The organism is Corallococcus sp. AS-1-6 (assembly GCF_020037015.1).
Taxonomy (GTDB): domain Bacteria; phylum Myxococcota; class Myxococcia; order Myxococcales; family Myxococcaceae; genus Corallococcus.
In genome coordinates this window covers 122,715-141,181 of sequence record NZ_JAIQDE010000017.1, presented here as the reverse complement: position 1 = coordinate 141,181, position 18,467 = coordinate 122,715, and the positions used below count along the sequence as shown (strand labels likewise).

The following is an 18,467-nucleotide window of genomic DNA, read 5'->3' as shown; positions in this document are numbered from 1 at the left end:
GTCGGTGCCGGGCAGGCTGGAAAAACCCGCGTCTCACGGAATACTGACACATCTGGCCAAGAGTGGAGCAGCCCTGGAGGGCAGGGGGCGCGAAAATCGGTTCACCCCCGAGCAGTGGACCTGCCCTCCAGGGCAGGTCAGTACCGGCCCTTGACGCCGATGATGGGCAGGGCAATGGGCAGTCCCACCGCACTCTTGGTCAGGGGTTGCCGGCTGTAGCCGCCGCCCAGGTAGTCGAAGCCCAGCGTCTCCGTGTTGAGGGTGACGTTGAGCATGTCCAGGTAGGCCTCCAGGCTGAACGTCTCGTAGGCCCAGGCCTTGGAGACGCGCAGGTCGAAGCGGAAGAAGGGCGGCAGCCGGTCCACCCGATCGCGATCCACCTGCACCCACGCGGGGCGGCCGTCCGCGTCCACGCCCTCGCGGTGCGTCTGGCTCCCCAGGGTGCCGTACTCCGGACGTCCGCTGTTGAAGTGGAGCACGCCCCCCAGGGTGATGTTGTTGGAGAACTTGTGGCTGACCACCAGGTTCAGGATGTGTGTCTGGTCGAACGCGAAGGGCAGGTCCGCGGAGTCCTCGGAGACGGCCCGACCTGACGAGTCATACCGGAAGAAGGTGGTGCGCCGCGTGCTGCGCTGGAGGCTGTACGAAAGCCAGCCGAACCAGTTGTTCCCCAGCGGGTAGCGGATGAGCAGCTCCAACCCATACGCCAGGCCGTGGCTGGTGAAGTCCGGGAGGTCCCAGTCGTCCCGGCTGACCGGCGGTCCGTCCACGTCAATCTGCCGCGCGCGCACCCGGCGGAAGCCGTCCTGGCGAGGGGGCCCCCCACCGGAGGGCGGGGGCTCGATGACGTCCGGATCTCCCGGGTCCCCGATGTCATCCGTCAGGCCCTCGTCGGAGAAGGGCGTGAGCTCGATGGTGCGCAGCATGGGGTTCACGTAGACGTCCAGCCCCACCTCCCACTTGTCGAAGGCCTTCCACTCCACGCCCGTGGAGAGCTGCACGCCCTCCTGGAGGCCCAACAACAGACTGCCCACGTCCACCACCGGCAGGCTGATGAGGGTGGTGGGCGGCTGGTGGAAGAGGCCCGCGCCGCCCTTGAGCGTCACGGTGTCGGTGAGCTTGTGGCGCACGGTGAGGCGCGGCTCGATGACCTTGTGGTCGAAGCCGCCGGACAGGTGGTAGCTGTCCAGGCGCAGGCCGGGCACCACCGTCCATCTGTCATCGGGCGTCCACACGCCTTCCGCGTACGCGCCGGTGAAGGTGGCCAGCGCCACGGGCACGCGCACCGTGTCCTCGTCCACCGGCTGGCCGTTCTCCACCGTGAGCACGTCCACGATGGCGCGCTTGTGCTCCAGGTCCGCGCCCGCGCGCAGCAGGAGCCGCTCATCCAAGGGCACGCTGTAGCCCAGGCGCCCGGAGAAGTTGTCCTGGTCGATGTAGATTTCGTTCCCGTTGTCCGGCCCGCGCGACACGACGGCGAAGCGGTCCAGGCCCCAGGTGCCGCCCACCTCCAGCTCGCCCTTGCCCAGCGGGTGGCGGCCTCTCAGGTCCACGCGGTGGAAGGCGACGGACTGGAGCGCGGTGTCGCCCTGGTCGTCCTGCGCCTCCGAGCCGAAGGTGTCCGACGAGCCAAAGGCAAACAGCCGCAGCTTGCCCCGCCCCACATCCTGCTCCACGCGGGCCTGGTAGTCCCAGAAGTCCAGCACCACCTTCGGGTTGGTGCGCCCCGGCGGCGGCGGGTCCTGCAACTGATTGGCCGCGAGCGCGATGATCCACGGCGTATAGGAATAGCGGCCCGCGAGGCTGACGTTGGTGCCGGTGGACTTGAAGGGCGTCTCAATGAAGAAGCCCGCGTTGATGAAGTCCGCGTAGGCGCTGCCGTGCACGCGGTCGTCGCGAGGCCGGGTGAGGCGCCCGTCGATGGCGCCGCCCATCAGCCGGCCGTACTGCGGCGGCGGCGAGCCCGGATAGAAGTCGATGGCGTCCAGGAAGTCCGGGTGGATGACCGCGGGCCCCAGGAACAGGTGGAAGAGGATGGGGATGCGGATGCCGTCCAGGAAGTAGCCCGTGGACGCGGGCTGGCTGCCGCGCACCACCGGGTACGCCACGCCGGACAGCATGCTGCCCACGCCCGGCAGCAGCATCACCACGCGGAACGGGTCGCCCATGGTGCCGGGCACCTCGCGCAGCTCCGCGTCGTGCAGCGTGATGCGGCTGACCTCCGTGCGCTCGCGGTCGCCGCGCACCACCGTCTCGTAGGGGTTCACCACGAGCGGCTCCAGGCCGTAGACGACCTCCAGCGACTCGGTGGACTTGAGCGCCTCGCGGAACAGGCCGGGCTTGTGGCCGGGGGCGAACACGCGCACCGCCTGGCCGCCCGTGGGGAAGCGCGCCTCGAAGCGGCCGTTCTCGTCCGTCTGCACCGGCGAGTCCGGCGCCGCGTCCGACACCAGCGTCGCCCCAATCAGCGGCCGGCGGTTGCCCTTCTGCCGCACCAGGCCCTTGAGGGTGATGGGGCCCCGAAGCTCGGAGCCCGCCAGCGTGCCGCCGTCCGTGGAGGTGGCCACCGGGACGGGCGCCTCGAAGCGGTACTCGAAGAACAGGCGCACCGCGACGGGCTGGCCCTCCATCATCGCGGGGGAGAAGCGCAGGGAGGGCGCCGCGTGCAGCGCGGCCTCGTCGAGCAGCGGGTGCACGCCCTCCACCAGCGTGGCGGTGTCCACCTCGCCCGCCTCGTCCACCAGCAGCTCCAGCTTCACCGTGCCCGCCACGCCCTCGCCCACCAGCCGGGGCGGGTACGGCGCGGGCGAGTCCCGCACCAGCGCGGGCGGCACGAAGGCGGCCAGGGCGGGGCCCGCGTCCGCGCCGCCTGCCTGCCCCGGCGGAGCCGCGCCGGGCTCCACCGCCCAGCCGCCGTCCGGGGTGCGCTGGAGCTCCGCCTCCTTCGCGGCCGTGCCCGTGCCCCCGTCCTGGGGGCCGTCCCCCTCGGTCCACGGCGCGTCCATGCTCCGCGGGGCCGCGCCGGTCGTGAGGTTCTCCCCGGTGACGGGCAGGCCCGCGTCCAGGGTGTCGCCCAGCCGGGCACTGCCAGGGGCCGGCTCAGGAGCCTGGGCCCGGGCGGGGAGCGCCAGGCACGACAGGCCCAGGGAAAGCGCCAGCGCGGCGGCGTGCCAGGGCGTGCTCCTCTTCGCGAAGGTCATGGGCGATGGCGTTCGTGCAAGGAAGGTCCCGGCCAGCGCCCATGAGGCCAGGGGATGTCCGCCCTGACAAGCGCTGCGCCGTGACGCGTGCCATCACCGCCCGGCCGGGGCCCCGCCCGCGCCGCGCCCTTTCCGCTGGAGGACATTGTCTCCGCGCGTCACGTCTCGCCGTGGATGCCGGGGCCACTCCCCGGGACGGGGCGCCCCATTTCGGATCCATCCCCACCTTCCAGGAAGTCGCCCTTTCCCATTCCCCGGACGCCATGCCCATGGTGGAACGCCCCACCCCTCCCAGACCTCTCTTCCACGACATGCTCCAAGGCAGGGTGCGCGCGGCGTCCGGCGTCACGCGAGCCTGCTTATGATTCCCCCGCCGTCACTGCGCTACCTTCCCCACGGACTGCTCGCGTCACTGCTGTTGTGCCTGATGTTGATGCCGCTGCTCTTCCCGCCGTCGCTGGCGCGCGCGGGCAATGAGGGGCCGGACACGTTCATCGACGAAGGGCCCCCCGGGGCCACGCCCTCCAGGGAGGCCACCTTCGTCTTCACCGCCACCACGCTGAAGCCCGTGTTCTGGTGCTCGCTGGACGGCAGCCTCTACATCCCCTGCGAATCCCCGTGGCGCCTGAAGGACCTGCCCCTGGGCGAGCACACCCTGGACGTGTACGCGGTGGACGTGAACACCGCGCAGCGCGACCCCACCCCGTCCGGCTGGGTGTGGCGGGTGACGCAAGCCGATCCGCGCAAGGGCACGGCCCGCCCTCCCGCGTCGGCTCCCTGAGCCCCAAGAGCCGCCGCCGGAGCCGGGAGGCCCCTACCGGCGCGTGGGCAGGATGGCGCTGGCCACCAGGCTCATCAGCTTGAGCTGGGGGCGCGGCAGCCGGCGCACCGCGCGCAACAGGCGGCGCATCTCCGGCAGGTCGTCCTTGTCCGTGGAGTCCTCCTCCCACAGCCCCGCGCCCGCCGCCGCCGCCAGGGCCAGCCCCAGGGACGCGTCCGCGGACAACTGCAGCGCCAGGCACAGGCGGAACAGCGTGGGCACGCTGGGCATCATCTTGCCCCGCTCCAGCCGGCCGTAGACCTCCGACGCGATGCCGACGCGATCCGCCACGTCCGCCTGCGTGAGGCCAGCCCGCAGCCGCGCGGCCCGGGCCGCCGCCCCCACGCTGACCGCCAGCTTGCGCTCCAACTGCCGCCGCGACAGCGCCGCCGCCGACGCGGGCGCCACACGGGGCTTCTTCCGGACGCGGCCGGATGCGAGACGACCTCGGGGGTGGGTTTTCACCACATCAACCTTGCACGTGACGTCCGGTGGGGTGGCCGCAAGGCTCGCGACCCCGCCACCGCCGGAACGGTTCAGAGGTCGTTATAACCCGCCACGTCACCCGGGCCCATCCCTATATGGCAGGTAGTCCCGCATTCCCCCGTCCACGGGAAGCGCGCCGTTCACGGGTCCATTAGCCCACATGAAACGACACACGCGTCCTGGGAGTCCTGGGGGATTGTCCGGGTTCGGGGCCCGGGGTTGCGCCGGGCCGCCTGGGGGAAGGCCCTAGGGGGCGCCCCGTCCGGCGTAGAGGCAGTCCAGGGCCTCGTCCAGCAGGCACAGGGCGGCGTCGCTCCAGCCGCGCAGCCGCTGCTGGGGCGTGGGGCGGCCCACGTGGGGGATGAGCTGCGCGTCGGCGGCGTCCTCGATGAACTGGGCCTGCTGCTCCGGGTTGAGCTCCGCCCAGCGCCGGTGGCCCACGGCCTTGCGCCAGTCGTAGCCGTCCCCCAGGTACTGGGCCGCGAGCGCGCCGCTCAGGTAGCCCGTGCCGCCGTGCTGGTGCTGCCACACGTGCGTGAGCTCGTGCACCAGCAGCCGGAAGCCCACCGCGCCGTAGCCGGGCGGGATGAAGAGGACGTCCCCGTGGGCGAACGCGCGGCCCGGCAGGCCCAGCAGGCCCAGGGCGCCTTCCTTCACGCGCACGCAGCGGTAGTCCAGGCTGTCGCCGAAGATGGGACGCAGCCGGTCCACCTCCGCGTCCGTCAGCCGGCGGCCCACGGGCTCCAGGCCCGACACCACCTGCACGGCGGACAGCACGCGCCCGCCCAGCATCAGCACCAGGTCCACCGGCACCTGCGCCACGCGGAACAGGCAGCGCTTGAGCTGCGGCAGCCCGTCCCGCGAGCGCCCCGTCGCGCAGCGGGCCATGCCGCTGGCGAAGAGCACCAGCGCCAGGTACGCGCTGCGCGCGGCGCCCGCGGACGCCCCGGCGATGCCGGTGAACAGCCCGTGGCCCGCGTCCGCCACCCGCGCCGTCAACGGCGCCAGGCGGGGAGCGTCACGGCGGGACTCACGGACGGCTTGCGGATTGAGCGAGGTGGGAGACCCCAAGGACCCTCTCCAGGAGCGTGCGCAGCTCACCGGCCCGCCAGGGCCGGCCGAGTGCGAAGTGGGTGTCACAGGCCGTCAGGAAGGTGGCGCTCGCCTCGGGACGGAAACCGGAGGACAGGAGGATGCGCGGACCGTGGAAGCCCCGGTCCACCAGACGGCAGAGGAAGTCGCTCACGACGCGGCGATCCGCGTCCAGGTCCAGCACCAGCCCGTCCACCGCCACGCCCATGTCCAGCCGCCGGTCCGCCGACGTCGCCCCCAGCGCCGTCACCACCCGGCACGCCAGCCCCACCTCACGCGCCACCGCCAGCCGGACCTCGGGGGCCTCGGAGACCACCAGCAGCACCGGCGCCGCCTTCCCCGTCCGGGGCGATGCGGCCGGGACCCGGGTCCCGCGCCGCGCACCCGGCACCCCGGGCACCGTGGGACGGCTGAAAGCGAATTCCGGGACAAGGAGGGAAGACGGTGCGGTGGCCACGTCCCGAACAATAAGCAGCAAGAACGGAAATATCAAGCTTGGCTTGAATCACCGTCAGAACGGGGAGCTCCTACCAGGGTGAGGGATGCGATCTCCGGAGCGGGGCCCAGGCGCAGGGGGGGCCCCCAGTAGCCGGTGCCGCGGTGCGTATAGACCCGGGTCCCGGCGACGGTGGCCAGGCCCTGGACGACGGGCTGCTGGAGCTTCACGAAGAACATGAAGGGGAAGATCTGCCCGCCGTGGGTGTGGCCGGACAACTGGAGGTCCACGCGCAGGCCCTGGAGGGACAGGGCGGTGCGGGGCTGGTGGGCCAGCAGCAGGCGGGGCACGTCCGGCGGGGCACCGGCGAGCGCGAGGTCGGGGCGGCTGGCCAGGGGTGGATCCATGTGGCCGGCGTCGTGGTCGGTGACGCCCGCGACGACGAGCCTCGCGCCGCCGCGCTCCACGACGCGGTGCTCGTTGGTGAGGACGGTGATGCCCAGCCGGGAGACCTCGGCCATCCAGGCGCGGGCGCCGTGGTAGAACTCGTGGTTCCCGGTGACGTAGTAGACGCCCAGCGGGGCCTTGAGGGACGCGAGCGGCGTCATCTGGTCGCGCAGCGCGTCCACGGAGCCGTCCACCAGGTCGCCGGTGATGGCGACGAGGTCCGGCGCCAGGGCGTTGACCTGGTCCACCACGCGCTGGAGCCACACGCCGTCCAGGGTGGGGCCCACGTGCACGTCGGACAACTGCACGACGCGGAGGCCCTCCAGTCCCGGGCCCAGGTCCTTCAGGGCCACGGTGGTGCGCTCCACGCGGGCCCTGCCGCGCGCGGTGACGAAGGCGAAGGCCACGGCGGGCACGGCGGTGCCCAGCACGGCGGCCGCGCGGCCCCGGGCGAGCGCGTGCATGTCCGTGACGGCGCCGGACAGCGACAGCGCGGCGCCCACGACGTCCGAGGCGAGCACCGCGGTGAGGAACACGCCGAACGCGCCCAGCCAGAGGTACGCGCCCCACTGGATGACGCGGGTGAAGCCGGAGGCCTCGCTCCGGCGCGAGGCGGCGCGGAACCCCGCCAGCAGGACGAGGAAGCAGAGGCCCAGCAGCCCCCAGCCCACGGCGGCCCAGGGGGCGGGCCAGCCGGGCGCGGTGAAGAGGCGCAGGCCAATGTAGACGTGCAGCGCGACGGGCAGGCCCAACCCCAGCAGCAGGGACACCATCCACCGCCAGGCCGGGGCCCGGGCCCGGCGCCGGGCCCGCCGGGAGGGAGCTTCTTCCGAGGACACGTCCGTCGTCACGCGCGCCACCCTGTCGTCCCGGGAGCCGGGACGCCTTCGAGCGCGGGTAGATAACGGCCCCCGCCCCGCCGCGCCCGCCGACCCGGCCGGACGCCTGGAGGGCCTGCGCTGTCTTGGGATTTCTTGATGAACATGGAGTCCATCCCCTGGCGTTCATGGCTCGCGCTGGCGCTGTGCAGCGTGTTGACAACGGGCTGCGCGACCGCGACGTGCATCGACAGCGAGACGTGCTGCGTGGAGGCACACCCGGGCAACCCGGCCGCTTGTGGACTCACGGACGCCGAGGCCGCCGCCCTCGTGGGCACCGCGGCGATCGGAGCAGCAGCGGTCGGCGCCACGCTCAAGGAACTGGATGAGCCGAACGAGGGATGGCGACAGCACTGCATTGACCGCTACGTGCAGTGCAAGGACTCGAAGAAGCCCCGCTGGTTGGGGGACTGTTACGCCTGCCTGCGATACTGCGAGGGCCAGAAACAGTGGCCCTTCGACCTCTGCCGCCCCCGCCGCAACTAGGAGAGCCCCATGGACGAGCAGGAATTGAACTGGGACGACGTTCGGGACCTCTCGCGTCGCGTCTCGGACGGGGAGCCGTTCAAGCTCACCGCCGAGTCGCGTGCCATCCTCGAGCGCACCGGCCCCCAGGTCGGCATTCCAGCAGCGGACGTCGAGCGGGCGCTCCATGGCGAGGCAAGCGCCGCGACGCTGCTCACTGAGGTTGCAAGGCGCATCCGGGATGGGTCTCACCGGTTGTCACGCGCCCTCAGCGAAGCGACGCGGCTGCAGGAGGCGAGCGACGTGGACGGCGCGCGGCAGGTGCTTCGCGACATCGTGGAGGACGAAGTGGTGCCGCTCTACCGCGACATCGCGCGAATTCAACTCGAAGCCCTGGACGAGGGCTGATGGCCGGGCGCGGCGCCCGCGAGGCACCGCGCCCTGCCCCTGTCAGCTCGACGAACGGCGGCGGCGCGCCAGGGCGCCCAGGCCCACCAGCGCCCAGAGGCTGATCATCCCCGCGGGCGCGGACCCGCAGCCGCAGCCCACGTCCAGGTCCGTGGGGCCTCGCACCTGGAAGCCCACCTCCGGTGAGCGCGGCCCCGCCTCGCCCTGCGCCGTCACCACCTGCGCGACGACCTTGTGCGCCCCCGTCGCCAGCGCGGTGTCCGCCGTCAGCACGTGGCGGAAGACGCCCTCCGCGTCCGCGGTGGCGGTCGCGAGCGCCGCGCCGTCCAGCTCCAGCCTCACGGACGTGCCGGGCAGCGCCACGCCCACGAACATGAAAGCCGGATCCACCGTGGCGCCCTCCTCGGGCACGAGCACCATGGGCGTCGCCGGATCCACCGTGCCCGCGTCGGTGCCGCCGTCCGCGCCGGCCACCACCACCTCGAAGCCCACGACGTCGGAGTACGGCCCGTCATCCCCCGCCTCGTTGTGCGAGTGCACCGTGACCTTGTGCGGCCCCACGCCCAGCGGCGCGGAGTCCGGCACCTGGTAGCGGAAGCGCCCCAGCAGGTCCAACGGCACGAGGATGTCCGGCCCGTCGTCGATGACCACGCCCACGTTCACGCCGTTGGGCGCGGTGCCGGCGAACAGCGGCGTGGGCCCCACGGTGTCCCCGTTCGAGGGCACCACCAGCACGGCCATCTGCACGACGCCGCCGTCCGCGAGCACCACCGCGGGCGTGCTGAAGCGCACCGGCGTGGAGGCCTTGCTCGCCACGCCCAGCGCCTCCGCCCACGCGACGACGTCGTGCGCGCCCGCGCTCAGCGGCGTGGAGGGGTCGAAGGTGAAGCGGCCGTCCGAGCCCGGCACCACCGCGCCAATCTCCCGCCCATCCACGACGAGGTGGACGATAGGGCCGGTCGTGCCCGCGGTCCCCTCGAAGCGCGGGCGCGTGGTGGTGGAGGCCTCGCCCGACACGGGCGCCGTGATGGCGGGCGTGACGGGCACCTGGAAGGACTGGACCACCTGATCCACCGTCCCGGTGGACGTGCCGGCCGGGGGCGTGCCGCCATCCGACGTCGCGGAGGCCGGCCCCGCGCCGTACGAACCCGCGCCCGGATAGCCGGACACGCCCGCGCTGCCCGCGCTCGCGTTGGGCGCGCACGCGATGCTCTTGCCCTCGAGCAGGATGCGGCCCCCGGCGCCACCCCCGCCCGGCCCGAAGGGCTGCTTGTCCATCAGGGTGTTGCCGCCCGCGCCGCCCCGCGCCTCCACCCCGCCGCAGTTCACGAACTCCACCGCGCGCAGCACCACCGCGCCGCCCGCGCCGCCACCGCCCGCGCCGTCGTTGCCCGCGGACGCCCCCGCGGTCGAGCCCGAGGCGCTGTAGACGCCCCTGCCGTCGAACGCGCTGGCGCGGATGAACACCACGCCGCCGCCCGCGGCGCCGTTGGAGCCGGCCGTGTCGAAGCCCTGCCCCGCGCCACCGCCACCGCCGAACGTGAAGCGCTCGAAGAGGGAGTAGCTCAGCGGCGCGCCGCCCACCCCGCCCTGGTCGCGCGCGCCGTCCCCCGCGGACGTGCGCCCACCGAAACCGCCCACCCCGCCGTGTCCGCCACCGCCACCGCCGGCCGCCGCGCAGATGCCGCCGCCACCGCCGTTGGTCAGGTTGCCGCGCCCGCTGGCGAGCCCGGTCCGGGACACCGTGCCCGCCACGCCCTCGCCGCGCTCGGCGCCGCCCTTGCCCTGCTCCAGCTCCATCGCCGTGCAGCCCGTCAGGTCGGCGGTGTCAGGCTGGAAGACGCCGCCCTGGTAGCCCAGGCCATCCGCGTCGATGCGGCCATCGTTGACCACCTTCCCGCTCACCAGCATCGCGAGGATGCCGCCGGACCGGCCGTTCCACGGCGTCACGGTGAGCCGCGCGCCCTCCTGGAGGGTGACGTCGGAGTACTCGGCCACGCGCACCACCTGGGCGCGCCCCGTGGCGTACGCGTAGCGCAGCGGCGCGGTCAGCGTGAGGACGGCGGGCGTGGTGGCCGACACCTTCTCCACCCGCGCCAGCTCCCAGCGCCCCACCGTGACCGACCCCACCAGCGACACGGGCTTCGTGTTGCCCACGTCAGGCGCGGAGGACAGGCCGGTGCTCTCGTGGATCATCACCAGGTCGCCGGCGGCAAGCTTGAGGCCGGACACGGCCAGCTCCAGCCCCCCCGCCGCGACGCTCTTTCCCAGCGGGGCGTGCTCGCTCAGTGCGACGCCCTGCCCCGTGGCGAGGTTGAGCGCGCCGTCGCGTCCGGTGCCCAGGTCAAAGGAATCCGGCTCCGCGCGAGCGACCTGCGCCAGGAGCAATCCAACGATGAGAGCCAGCGTGATGCGCATGCCCCCATGGTGCCCCACCGGCCGTCCGGGGTCGAGGGTGGCCCCCGGCTTCAGCGGGACGGAATCAGGTCCTGGAGCCCTCGCGCGTTGAGGGGCGCGAAGAAGGGCTGCCGCAACAGCCGCCCCAGGGCGCGGCGCTCGACGCAGAGCAGTTGCAGCGAGTCCTCCCACTCCCCCAGCACCGCCACCGCGCGCACGTCGGCCGCGTCGCGGTACAGGTCGTTGAGGTTGTGCACGAGCGCGGACACGTCCTCCACCTCCCAGCGCTCCGTGACGTCGCCCGCCGCGACGTGCAGCTCCAGCGCGGGGCGCTCGCGCACGTCCACGACCTTGAGCCTGCGGGCCGCGCCGCCCATGGCCGCGGTGAGCGGGCCCACCAGCTCATCCGGCCGGACGCCGTACCCCACGGTGAGCCCGCCCACGAGCAGGCCCGCGTCGCACAGCCGCAGCAGCGACACGTGGGGAGGCTCGCCCTTCGGGACGAGCCCGGACGCGGCGGCGGGGTCCTTGAGCAGCCGCTCGCGGTCGAGCGCATCCAGCAGGGAGGCCATGGCGGGGTCACCCTATCAGGGCTCCTCGCCCTCCCAGTAATCCACCTGCGCGTCCAGGGGCAGGTACGCGTGCAGCGTGCGCGAGGCCTTGTCGCCCCCGGGCGCGGCGCCCGCGAAGACGCCCACCTTCTTCGAGTCCGGGTACACGAGCACGTCCGGCGCCTCCATGGTGGAGAAGCACAGGTAGCGCAGCGGTTGTGGGCCGTCGTTGATGAGCTGGTGCGCGCACTCCGCGCCCGGCGGCAGCGCGACGTAGTCCCCTTCGCGCACGGGCAGCGTCTCCGTGCCCAGGCGCAGCGAGCCCGTGCCGGACAGCACGTACACGGCCTCTTCATTGCCCAGGTGGTAGTGCAGCGGCCACGAGCGGCGGCCCGGCGGAATCTCCACCAGGCTGCACCCGAGCTTGCGCCCGTGCGCGGCGGCGCCCAGTTGCTTGCGCTTGAGCGCCACGCGGCTGCCGTGGGCGAGCTCGGTCCAGGGAACGTCTTCGGCGTGGATGAGGTGGGGCGAGGCCATGGGGGGCTCCTGTTTCACGGGCGCTCCGCGACGAGCGCGAACACGCGGTGGGGAACGGACATCGGCTCCTGGGGGAAGCGCGCGGCGAGGAGCGCGGCCAGCGCGGCGTCGAAGCGGGCCACCTGCTCGGGCGCGAGCATGGCGCCGATCCGCGCGTTGGCGCGCATCCGTCCGCGCCACGCTTCGTGGGTGTAGGGCGTGAGCGTGTCGAAGGTGAAGGACGTGAGGGACTGGAAGCCGGCCACGCCCACGTCGCGGAACCACTGCGGGTAGAGGCCCACGCCCTGGCCGAAGTGGTCCACGGCCAGTTGGACGCGGGGGCTGAACTGCTCCACCAGGGCCTCGGTGGCCTCCAGCAGGTTGCCGGGCAGGGCGGTCCAGTCGAAGTGGCAGAGGATCAGCTTCCCGCCGGGCTTGAGCAGGCGGAACACCTCGCGCGCGGCGGCGGCGCGGTCGAACCAGTGCCAGCACTGGCCCGCGAACACGCGGTCGAAGGTCCCCGAGGGCAGGCCGGTGTTCTCCGCGGGCGCCTCACGGAAGTCCACGGCGAGGCCCTCGTCGCGGGCGAGCCGGGCCGCGGCCTCCAACTGCGGAGCGGACACATCCAGGGCGGTGACGTCGCAGCCGCGCCGGGCCAGGTTGCGCGCGACGGTGCCGGTGCCCGTGCCCAGGTCGAGCACGCGCAGGCCGGGCGTGAGCACGCCGTCCTGTTCGAGCCGTGTGTAGAAGGCCTCCGGGAAGCCTGCCCGGTGCTTCGCGTAGTCCGACGACGTGCGTCCGAAATCCACGTTCATGGTCGTTCTCCCCGCCAGGTCATGCCTCGCCCACGAGCGGCCCAGCTCGACAGGAGGGTCCAGTCGAGTCGAGACTCCGCGCCCGGGAGGCACGTGAAACATGGTGCGTCGTGCAGGGGGACGTTCTCAATCTCGATTCGACCATCCAGTTGAGGAGGAGCTGCTGCGCGCGGAGGAGGCGGCGGCCCTGCTGGGCGTGAAGCGGGCGACGCTCTACACCTACGTCAGCCGGGGGCTCGTGCGGTGCGTGCCGGAGAAGGGCACGAAGGAGAACCGCTACCTGCGCGCGGACGTGGAGCGGCTGAAGACGCGCCACGACGCCCGCGCGGGCCACGCGGCGGTGGCCTCCGGAGCCCTGCGCTGGGGCGAGCCCGTCATCGACTCGTCGGTGTCACGCATCAGCGAAGAGGGGCTCGCGTACCGGGGCCACGACGCGGTGGCGCTGGCCACGCGAGGGCACCGCTTCGAGGACGTGGCGGAGCTGCTGTGGACCGGGCACCTGCCGCGGGAGCCCACCGCATGGCCCGCGCCGGAAGCGCAGCCATCGCCCGTCACCCCCACCGCCCTGGCGGCCATGCTGCCGCGAGACACCCCGCCCCTCTCCGCGCTCGCGGCGCTGGTGCCGCTCCTCGCCGCGAACGACGCGGGCCGCTTCGCCGCGCCCGTGGAGCAGGACATGCTCCGCGCGCGCAGGCTCATCCGTCACCTGGGCGCCTGGGTCTGCGTGGCCCAGGCTCCCGGCCGCGTGGCTCGCGCGTTGAAGGAACCCACGGTGGCCGCCTCACTCGCCACGGCCTGGGACGCGAAGCCGAAGCGGACCGCGGAGCTGATCAACCTGGCGCTGGTGCTCTGCGCCGACCACGAGCTGAACACCTCCACCTTCGCGGCCCGCGTGACGGCCTCCTCCGGCGCGGACCTGTACGCGTGCATCAGCGCGGCGCTCGCGGCCATCTCCGGCCACCGCCACGGCGGCGCCTGCGACCGCGTGGAAGCGCTCATCGCGGAGGTCGGCCGTCCGGAGCGCGCCGCGCAGGTCGTCCACGGCCGCCTGCGCCGGGGCGAAGCCGTGACGGGCTTCGGCCACCGCCTCTACCTGAAGGGCGACCCGCGCACGCCGCCCCTCGTCGCCGCCGCGTTGAGCGTGAAGCCCGAAGCCCCCAGGGTCCGCGTGGCCCGCGCCGTCATGGACACCATGCGCGACGCCGGCCATCCCCCACCGTCCCTGGACTGGGGCCTGGTGATGCTCGCGGACGCGCTGGGCCTGCCCTCCGGCGCCGCCACCGTGCTCTTCAGCCTGGGACGCACCGCGGGCTGGGTCGCCCACGTCCTGGAGCAGCGGGAACAGGGCCACCTGCTCCGCCCCCGCGCACGCTACGTGGAAGCCCCCGCCCGGTAGCACCGTGAAACATTTCAAACGGCTGTCACATGGCGTGCACGCCGCGCGGCTTTCCGTTTGGTGCTCCGGGCTCCCGTGCGCACACTGGCGGCCCCGTGAACACCTCCCGCCCGACCCTGCCCTATCCCGCCCTGATGCTGCTCGGCAACGTGGCGTTCATCGCCTCGTGGATCGTCATCCTCAAGCGCCCCGAGGGCTGGCAGGTCGTGGGCCCCGTGCTCCTGCTCCTCTTCCTGGGCCTGCGCGTGGGCGGCGTGTGGAAGTACGCCCTGAATTACCCGGACCCCGCCGGCCGCACGAAGCGCTCCGCCATCCTCTCCACCGTGCTGGCCGCACTGGCCGTGGGCCTCTGGGGCTATACGTGGCTGAGCGGTCCCCGCTAGCAAACGAAACGGGCGCCCCTTCCGTGAGTGGAAGGCAGCGCCCGTCGTCACTTCCCACAGCGGGGAAGGCTTCGCGTCAGACGTTGAAGCGGAAGTGCATGCAGTCGCCGTCCTGCACGACGTACTCCTTGCCTTCCACGCGCAGCAGGCCCTTCTCCTTCACCGCCGACTCGCTGCCCAGCTTCACCAGGTCGGTCCACGAGAAGACCTCCGCCTTGATGAAGCCGCGCTCGAAGTCGGAGTGGATGACGCCCGCCGCCTGCGGCGCCTTGAAGCCCTTGTGGATGGTCCACGCGCGGCACTCCTGCTCGCCCACCGTGAAGTACGTCCACAGGCCCAGCAGCTTGTAGCCCTCGCGAACCACCTTGTGCAGGCCCGGCTCCGTCAGGCCGGAGTCCGCCAGGAAGCCGGGACGGTCGGACTCGGGGAGCTGCTGGATTTCAGACTCCAGCGCCGCCGCCAGCACCACCACGCCCGCGCCCTCCTTCGCGGCCATCTCGCGCACCGCCTGCACGCGCGGGTCCGCGTCCTCCTTGCCAATCTGCTTCTCGCTGATGTTCGCCACGTACAGCACGGGCTTGTCCGTCAGCAGGAACAGGTCCTGGATGGTCGCCTTCTCTTCGTCGGTGAGCTTCTGCGCGCGCACCGTGATGCCTTCATCCAGCTTCGCCTTGATGCGCTCCAGGAGCGCCACCTCGGCCTTGGCCTCTTCGCCCGCCTTGCCGCCGACCTTGGTGTTCTTCAGCGAGCGCTCGCGGCGCTTCTCCACGGTCTCCAGGTCCTTGAGGCACAGCTCCGTGTCGACCACGTCCCGGTCCCGCACCGGGTTCACGCCTCCCTCGACGTGGGTGACGTTGTCGTCCTCGAAGCAGCGCAGCACGTGGAGCACCGCGTTCACCTGCCGGATGTTCCCCAGGAACTGATTGCCCAGGCCCTCGCCCTTGGACGCGCCGCGCACCAGGCCGGCGATGTCCACGAACTCCAGCGACGTGGGGATCTTCTTCAGCGGCTTCACGAGCGCCGACAACTGGTCCAGGCGGTCGTCCGGCACCGGCACCACGCCCACGTTCGGCTCGATGGTGCAGAACGGATAGTTCGCCGCCTGCGCGCCCGCGGCGGACAGGGCGTTGAACAGGGTGGACTTGCCCACGTTGGGCAGACCGACGATGCCGATGGAGAGAGCCATGATGGATTCCTGGAACAGGCGGGCGCGGCGGAAGACTCCCGGCCTTTAGGCCGAGCGGCGGGTCGCCGTGGCGCTGGTGGCGCCGGGCAGGCCCTGCACGAACTGCTCGGCCAGCGCGCGGTGCTTGGCGTCGTCCATGCGCTCGTTGATGAGCTTGCCGGCCACTTCCATGGCCAGGTCCACGGCCATGGCGCGGACCTCCGCGATGGCCTTGGCCTTCTGGTCTTCAATCTCGCGGCGGGCGGACAGCTTCAGCTCCTCCGCCTCCTTGCGGCTCTTGGCCATCAGCTCGTCGCGGAACTTCTCCATGTCCGCCTGCACGCGGCGGGTGGTCTCCGCGGCCTCGCGGCGGGCCTCGGCGATGGCCGTCTTCTGGTCGGCGAGCAGCTTCTCCGCCTCGGCGCGCTCACGCTTGGCGCTCTCGATGGCGTTGGAGATCTGCTTCTCGCGCTCCTCGACGAGCGACAGGATGGGCCCCCACGCCTTCGCCCGCAGCACCAGCAGGACGATGACGAAGGTGACGATGGTCCAGAAGATGAGGCCCGGACGGACCTCCACGAAGCTGCTGGCGGCGAGGACAGAGGGCAGGAACATGGCGGGTCCCGGTGAAGCGGAAAGACAGAGGGAGGATGCGGGAGACTTCAGGTGACACAGGTGCTGCGCACTGCGAGCCGGAACGCCGGCGCCCCTTCTTCCCGAAGAGGACGCCGGCTCCCGGTGACACCGACGCCCTGACTAGACCTTGATGGCCAGCAGGATGCAGACGACCAGCGCGAACAGCGTGGCGCCTTCGATGAGGGCCGCGGCGATGATCATCGTGGTGCGGATGTCGCCACCAGCGGCCGGCTGACGGCCCGTGGCGTCCATGGCGGCGGCGGCCAGCTTACCGATGCCGAGCGCGGCGCCGATGATGGAGAGACCCGCGCCGATACCGGCGGCGAGGAAGGCAAGAGCGAGGTTGGTCATGGGAGCACGTCTTCTTTCGTGAGGCGGGACCCGCTTGTGGGGGGGTCGTGAAATCCCTTCAGGACTACCTCCGGCGGCCTTTCGAACCGCCGGGTCTTCAACCGGGGCGCGCCGTCACACCGACGTGCGCCCCGTCAACTTCTGCGGCTCAGCCGACGTGGTGGGCCTTGCCGTGGTCGTGGCTGGCGCCACCCTCGTGGTGCTCGTCGTGGTGGTGGCCCATGGCCACGCTCATCCCGATGAACAGCGCCGACAGCATGGTGAACACGTACGCCTGCACGAAGGCCACGAACAGCTCCAGCAGGTAGATGCCGAAGGCGAACGGCACGCTCACCAGCGCCACCGCGGGGTTGCGGAGCATGAAGATGAGGCCCAGCAGGAAGAAGATGACGATGTGGCCCGCCAGCATGTTGGCGAACAGACGGATGGTGAGCGCGAAGGGCTTGGTGAACAGGCCCAGGAACTCCACCGGAATCATGATGGGCCACAGCCAGGGGGCCACGCCGCCCGTCAGGTGCTTGAGGTAGCCGCCGATGCCCGCCGCGCGGATGCCGGCCGCCTGCGTGACGAAGAAGGTGCACAGCGCCAGGCCGCAGGTGACCGCGATGTTGCCCGTGGCGGTCGCCATCCAGGGGAACAGGCCCAGCAGGTTCATGAAGAGGATGAAGAAGAACGCGGTGAGCAGGTAGGGCACGTACCGGGGGCCCTCCTCCTTGCCGATGTTCTTGATGGCCAGCTCGTCGCGCACGAACAGCACGAGCATCTCGAAGAGGTTCGCCCCGGCGCCGCGCGGCACGAGCTTCGTCTTGTCGCGGTTGCTCCAGATGAGGATGGAGCCGATGAGCAGCAGCGCCGCCAGCCACATCATCACCGTGTGCTTGGTGATGGAGAGGTCCAGGCAGCCGGCGCCCAGGCCCGGGTAGACCTCGCCGTGACCGCCGCCGTGCGGGTCGGCCACCGGCGTGCAGGCGCCCTCGCTCAGCGGGATGAGGATCTGCGGCAGGTGGATGGGGATGTGGTTGTGGCTGAGGGGGACCTCGAACTCGTACTCGTTCGAGTCCGCCACGTGGTGGAGGATGTAGCCGGCGACGTCCTCGCCCTCGGCGTCCTTGGACTCGTTCGCGTAACCGTGCTCGCCGGCCGGGTCGGAGGCCCACACGGCGCCCGCGAACAGACAGGCGAACAGCACCATTGCCTTGCGCATCACTCGTCTCCGCCCGCCGTGTCTTTCGACGCGGCCATCACGTAGCTGACTTCAATCCACTGCAGCGCGAAGTAGACGCCGAAGAAGCCGCCCACGAACGCGATCGCGCTCAAACCCCGGGACACCACCCACGCCAGCCCGATCCCCACGCCCACGCCCCGCAGAGCGAAGACCACCCCGACCACCTTCAACGCCGCCTTCAAATCCGCCTGCATCGCCGCGCGCCGCTTGAGCACCAGCGCCAGCACGCCCGTCACCGCCGCGATTCCCACGCCCAGCAGCGCGGAGACCCGGTCCTCCGTCACCTTCGGCAGCGCCGCCGCCACCACCGCGCCCACGCCCATCACCGCCGCCGCCAGCCCCGCGTGCGACCAGAACGGGTCCCGCTTCGGCTGTCCGCCCGTCCCCGTCACTTGCGCTTCCCCAGCCGCGCCATCGCGTGGAGGAAGCCGTAGAACCCCACGCCAATCCCCACCAGGCTCAAGCCCAGGAGCAGCCAGGGCGACGTCCCCAGCCACCGGTCCAGGAAGTAGCCTCCCAGGACCCCCACCACCGCCCCGCCCACCAGCTTCCAGACCGCGGAGATGTACGGCTCCGCCGCCCGCATCTGCCGGGCCGTCTCGCCCAGCTCACTGCCCGGCGCGTCCTCCTGCTTGCGAGGCTCCTGGTCTGCCATGCGGACGCCTCACCAAACCCCGGGAAAGTCTTGGGTTTCCTTCACCAACCCCGACCCCGCCCATACACGCGCGGGCGCCGCTTAGCACCGAATGCGCGGCGCGTGCAACCGGTACGGGGACCCGGGCCACCCCACCGCCAGCAGC

At 72.1% G+C, this 18,467-nt stretch carries 20 protein-coding genes; 5 read left to right on the top strand and 15 right to left on the bottom strand.

Annotated elements, in window-relative coordinates:
- Positions 1–137: 137 nt before the first annotated feature.
- Positions 138–3,005: a TonB-dependent receptor domain-containing protein gene (locus K8612_RS23310; protein WP_373692131.1), complete on the bottom strand. Its 2,868-nt coding sequence runs from the start codon at positions 3,003–3,005 to the stop codon at positions 138–140.
- Between the two features lie 556 nt (positions 3,006–3,561).
- Between K8612_RS23310 and K8612_RS23305 the strand changes: the two genes are divergently transcribed.
- The gene (locus K8612_RS23305; RefSeq protein ID WP_223744455.1) at positions 3,562–3,981 is read left to right on the top strand and encodes a hypothetical protein; all 420 of its coding nucleotides are present in this window, start codon (positions 3,562–3,564) and stop codon (positions 3,979–3,981) included.
- Positions 3,982–4,014: 33 nt separating this feature from the next.
- On the opposite strand, the gene K8612_RS23300 is transcribed toward K8612_RS23305, so the two are convergent.
- From K8612_RS23300 to K8612_RS23285, 4 genes are all read right to left on the bottom strand, one after another.
- Positions 4,015–4,428: a helix-turn-helix transcriptional regulator gene (locus tag K8612_RS23300; RefSeq protein WP_223639461.1), complete on the bottom strand. Its 414-nt coding sequence runs from the start codon at positions 4,426–4,428 to the stop codon at positions 4,015–4,017.
- Between the two features lie 324 nt (positions 4,429–4,752).
- Positions 4,753–5,577 (bottom strand): DUF4157 domain-containing protein, encoded by an 825-nt coding sequence (locus K8612_RS23295; RefSeq protein ID WP_223744454.1) that lies wholly within the window; start codon positions 5,575–5,577, stop codon positions 4,753–4,755.
- The gene (locus K8612_RS23290) at positions 5,537–5,923 is read right to left on the bottom strand and encodes a hypothetical protein (RefSeq protein WP_223744453.1); all 387 of its coding nucleotides are present in this window, start codon (positions 5,921–5,923) and stop codon (positions 5,537–5,539) included. The genes K8612_RS23295 and K8612_RS23290 overlap by 41 nt, the downstream gene beginning before the upstream one ends.
- A 164-nt stretch (positions 5,924–6,087) precedes the next feature.
- Entirely contained in the window at positions 6,088–7,254 is a 1,167-nt protein-coding gene (locus K8612_RS23285; RefSeq protein WP_223763927.1) for a metallophosphoesterase, read from the bottom strand.
- A 204-nt stretch (positions 7,255–7,458) separates the two neighbouring features.
- On the opposite strand from K8612_RS23285, the gene K8612_RS23280 reads away from it, so the two are divergent.
- Both K8612_RS23280 and K8612_RS23275 read left to right on the top strand, forming a co-directional pair.
- On the top strand, positions 7,459–7,845 hold the full coding sequence (locus tag K8612_RS23280; RefSeq protein WP_223763901.1) for a hypothetical protein: 387 nt from the start codon (positions 7,459–7,461) through the stop codon (positions 7,843–7,845).
- Positions 7,846–7,854: 9 nt separating this feature from the next.
- The gene (locus K8612_RS23275) at positions 7,855–8,232 is read left to right on the top strand and encodes a DUSAM domain-containing protein (protein ID WP_223763900.1); all 378 of its coding nucleotides are present in this window, start codon (positions 7,855–7,857) and stop codon (positions 8,230–8,232) included.
- Between the two features lie 42 nt (positions 8,233–8,274).
- Here K8612_RS23275 and K8612_RS23270 read toward each other — a convergent pair whose 3' ends face one another.
- The 4 genes from K8612_RS23270 to K8612_RS23255 are packed head-to-tail and all read right to left on the bottom strand — an operon-like array spanning position 8,275 to position 12,511.
- Entirely contained in the window at positions 8,275–10,650 is a 2,376-nt protein-coding gene (locus tag K8612_RS23270) for an MYXO-CTERM sorting domain-containing protein (RefSeq protein ID WP_223763899.1), read from the bottom strand.
- Positions 10,651–10,700: 50 nt separating this feature from the next.
- Positions 10,701–11,201: a hypothetical protein gene (locus tag K8612_RS23265; protein ID WP_223744451.1), complete on the bottom strand. Its 501-nt coding sequence runs from the start codon at positions 11,199–11,201 to the stop codon at positions 10,701–10,703.
- Positions 11,202–11,216: 15 nt separating this feature from the next.
- Positions 11,217–11,717, bottom strand: coding sequence for a cupin domain-containing protein (locus K8612_RS23260; RefSeq protein WP_223763898.1), 501 nt, complete (start codon positions 11,715–11,717; stop codon positions 11,217–11,219).
- A gap of 14 nt (positions 11,718–11,731) precedes the next feature.
- Positions 11,732–12,511 carry a class I SAM-dependent methyltransferase gene (locus K8612_RS23255; RefSeq protein WP_223744449.1) on the bottom strand — a complete coding sequence of 260 codons (780 nt, stop codon included), beginning with the start codon at positions 12,509–12,511 and terminating at the stop codon, positions 11,732–11,734.
- Between the two features lie 100 nt (positions 12,512–12,611).
- Here K8612_RS23255 and K8612_RS23250 point away from each other — a divergent pair, with 100 nt between their 5' ends.
- On the top strand, positions 12,612–13,907 hold the full coding sequence (locus K8612_RS23250) for a citrate synthase (RefSeq protein ID WP_223744448.1): 1,296 nt from the start codon (positions 12,612–12,614) through the stop codon (positions 13,905–13,907).
- A gap of 95 nt (positions 13,908–14,002) precedes the next feature.
- The gene (locus K8612_RS23245) at positions 14,003–14,290 is read left to right on the top strand and encodes a hypothetical protein (RefSeq protein WP_223763897.1); all 288 of its coding nucleotides are present in this window, start codon (positions 14,003–14,005) and stop codon (positions 14,288–14,290) included.
- 76 nt (positions 14,291–14,366) lie between these two features.
- Here K8612_RS23245 and ychF read toward each other — a convergent pair whose 3' ends face one another.
- From ychF to K8612_RS23215, 6 genes are all read right to left on the bottom strand, one after another.
- Positions 14,367–15,476 carry a redox-regulated ATPase YchF gene (gene ychF / locus K8612_RS23240; protein WP_223763896.1) on the bottom strand — a complete coding sequence of 370 codons (1,110 nt, stop codon included), beginning with the start codon at positions 15,474–15,476 and terminating at the stop codon, positions 14,367–14,369.
- A 45-nt stretch (positions 15,477–15,521) separates the two neighbouring features.
- Positions 15,522–16,070, bottom strand: a complete 549-nt coding sequence (atpF, locus tag K8612_RS23235) for a F0F1 ATP synthase subunit B (RefSeq protein ID WP_223744445.1) — start codon at positions 16,068–16,070, stop codon at positions 15,522–15,524.
- Between the two features lie 141 nt (positions 16,071–16,211).
- Positions 16,212–16,442 (bottom strand): ATP synthase F0 subunit C, encoded by a 231-nt coding sequence (locus K8612_RS23230; RefSeq protein ID WP_206787128.1) that lies wholly within the window; start codon positions 16,440–16,442, stop codon positions 16,212–16,214.
- 148 nt (positions 16,443–16,590) lie between these two features.
- A complete protein-coding gene (atpB, locus tag K8612_RS23225; RefSeq protein ID WP_223744444.1) occupies positions 16,591–17,646 on the bottom strand; it encodes a F0F1 ATP synthase subunit A in 1,056 nt (351 codons plus the stop codon).
- Positions 17,646–18,059 carry a hypothetical protein gene (locus K8612_RS23220; RefSeq protein ID WP_223763895.1) on the bottom strand — a complete coding sequence of 138 codons (414 nt, stop codon included), beginning with the start codon at positions 18,057–18,059 and terminating at the stop codon, positions 17,646–17,648. The genes atpB and K8612_RS23220 overlap by 1 nt, the downstream gene beginning before the upstream one ends.
- Entirely contained in the window at positions 18,056–18,322 is a 267-nt protein-coding gene (locus K8612_RS23215) for an AtpZ/AtpI family protein (RefSeq protein WP_206787122.1), read from the bottom strand. Before K8612_RS23215 ends, K8612_RS23220 begins: the two co-directional genes overlap by 4 nt.
- Positions 18,323–18,467: the final 145 nt, after the last annotated feature.

What these genes read in the sequence shown, in the direction of transcription:
- K8612_RS23255 (WP_223744449.1), bottom strand. Translation starts at nt 12,511, where the DNA reads ATGAACGTGGATTTCGGACGCACGTCGTCGGACTACGCGAAGCACCGG.
- K8612_RS23275 (WP_223763900.1), top strand. Translation starts at nt 7,855, where the DNA reads ATGGACGAGCAGGAATTGAACTGGGACGACGTTCGGGACCTCTCGCGT.
- atpF (WP_223744445.1), bottom strand. Translation starts at nt 16,070, where the DNA reads ATGTTCCTGCCCTCTGTCCTCGCCGCCAGCAGCTTCGTGGAGGTCCGT.
- K8612_RS23215 (WP_206787122.1), bottom strand. Translation starts at nt 18,322, where the DNA reads ATGGCAGACCAGGAGCCTCGCAAGCAGGAGGACGCGCCGGGCAGTGAG.
- K8612_RS23305 (WP_223744455.1), top strand. Translation starts at nt 3,562, where the DNA reads ATGATTCCCCCGCCGTCACTGCGCTACCTTCCCCACGGACTGCTCGCG.
- K8612_RS23260 (WP_223763898.1), bottom strand. Translation starts at nt 11,717, where the DNA reads ATGGCCTCGCCCCACCTCATCCACGCCGAAGACGTTCCCTGGACCGAG.
- K8612_RS23230 (WP_206787128.1), bottom strand. Translation starts at nt 16,442, where the DNA reads ATGACCAACCTCGCTCTTGCCTTCCTCGCCGCCGGTATCGGCGCGGGT.
- K8612_RS23265 (WP_223744451.1), bottom strand. Translation starts at nt 11,201, where the DNA reads ATGGCCTCCCTGCTGGATGCGCTCGACCGCGAGCGGCTGCTCAAGGAC.
- K8612_RS23250 (WP_223744448.1), top strand. Translation starts at nt 12,612, where the DNA reads ATGGTGCGTCGTGCAGGGGGACGTTCTCAATCTCGATTCGACCATCCA.
- ychF (WP_223763896.1), bottom strand. Translation starts at nt 15,476, where the DNA reads ATGGCTCTCTCCATCGGCATCGTCGGTCTGCCCAACGTGGGCAAGTCC.
- K8612_RS23270 (WP_223763899.1), bottom strand. Translation starts at nt 10,650, where the DNA reads ATGCGCATCACGCTGGCTCTCATCGTTGGATTGCTCCTGGCGCAGGTC.
- K8612_RS23310 (WP_373692131.1), bottom strand. Translation starts at nt 3,005, where the DNA reads ATGGACGCGCCGTGGACCGAGGGGGACGGCCCCCAGGACGGGGGCACG.
- atpB (WP_223744444.1), bottom strand. Translation starts at nt 17,646, where the DNA reads ATGCGCAAGGCAATGGTGCTGTTCGCCTGTCTGTTCGCGGGCGCCGTG.
- K8612_RS23285 (WP_223763927.1), bottom strand. Translation starts at nt 7,254, where the DNA reads ATGGTGTCCCTGCTGCTGGGGTTGGGCCTGCCCGTCGCGCTGCACGTC.
- K8612_RS23280 (WP_223763901.1), top strand. Translation starts at nt 7,459, where the DNA reads ATGAACATGGAGTCCATCCCCTGGCGTTCATGGCTCGCGCTGGCGCTG.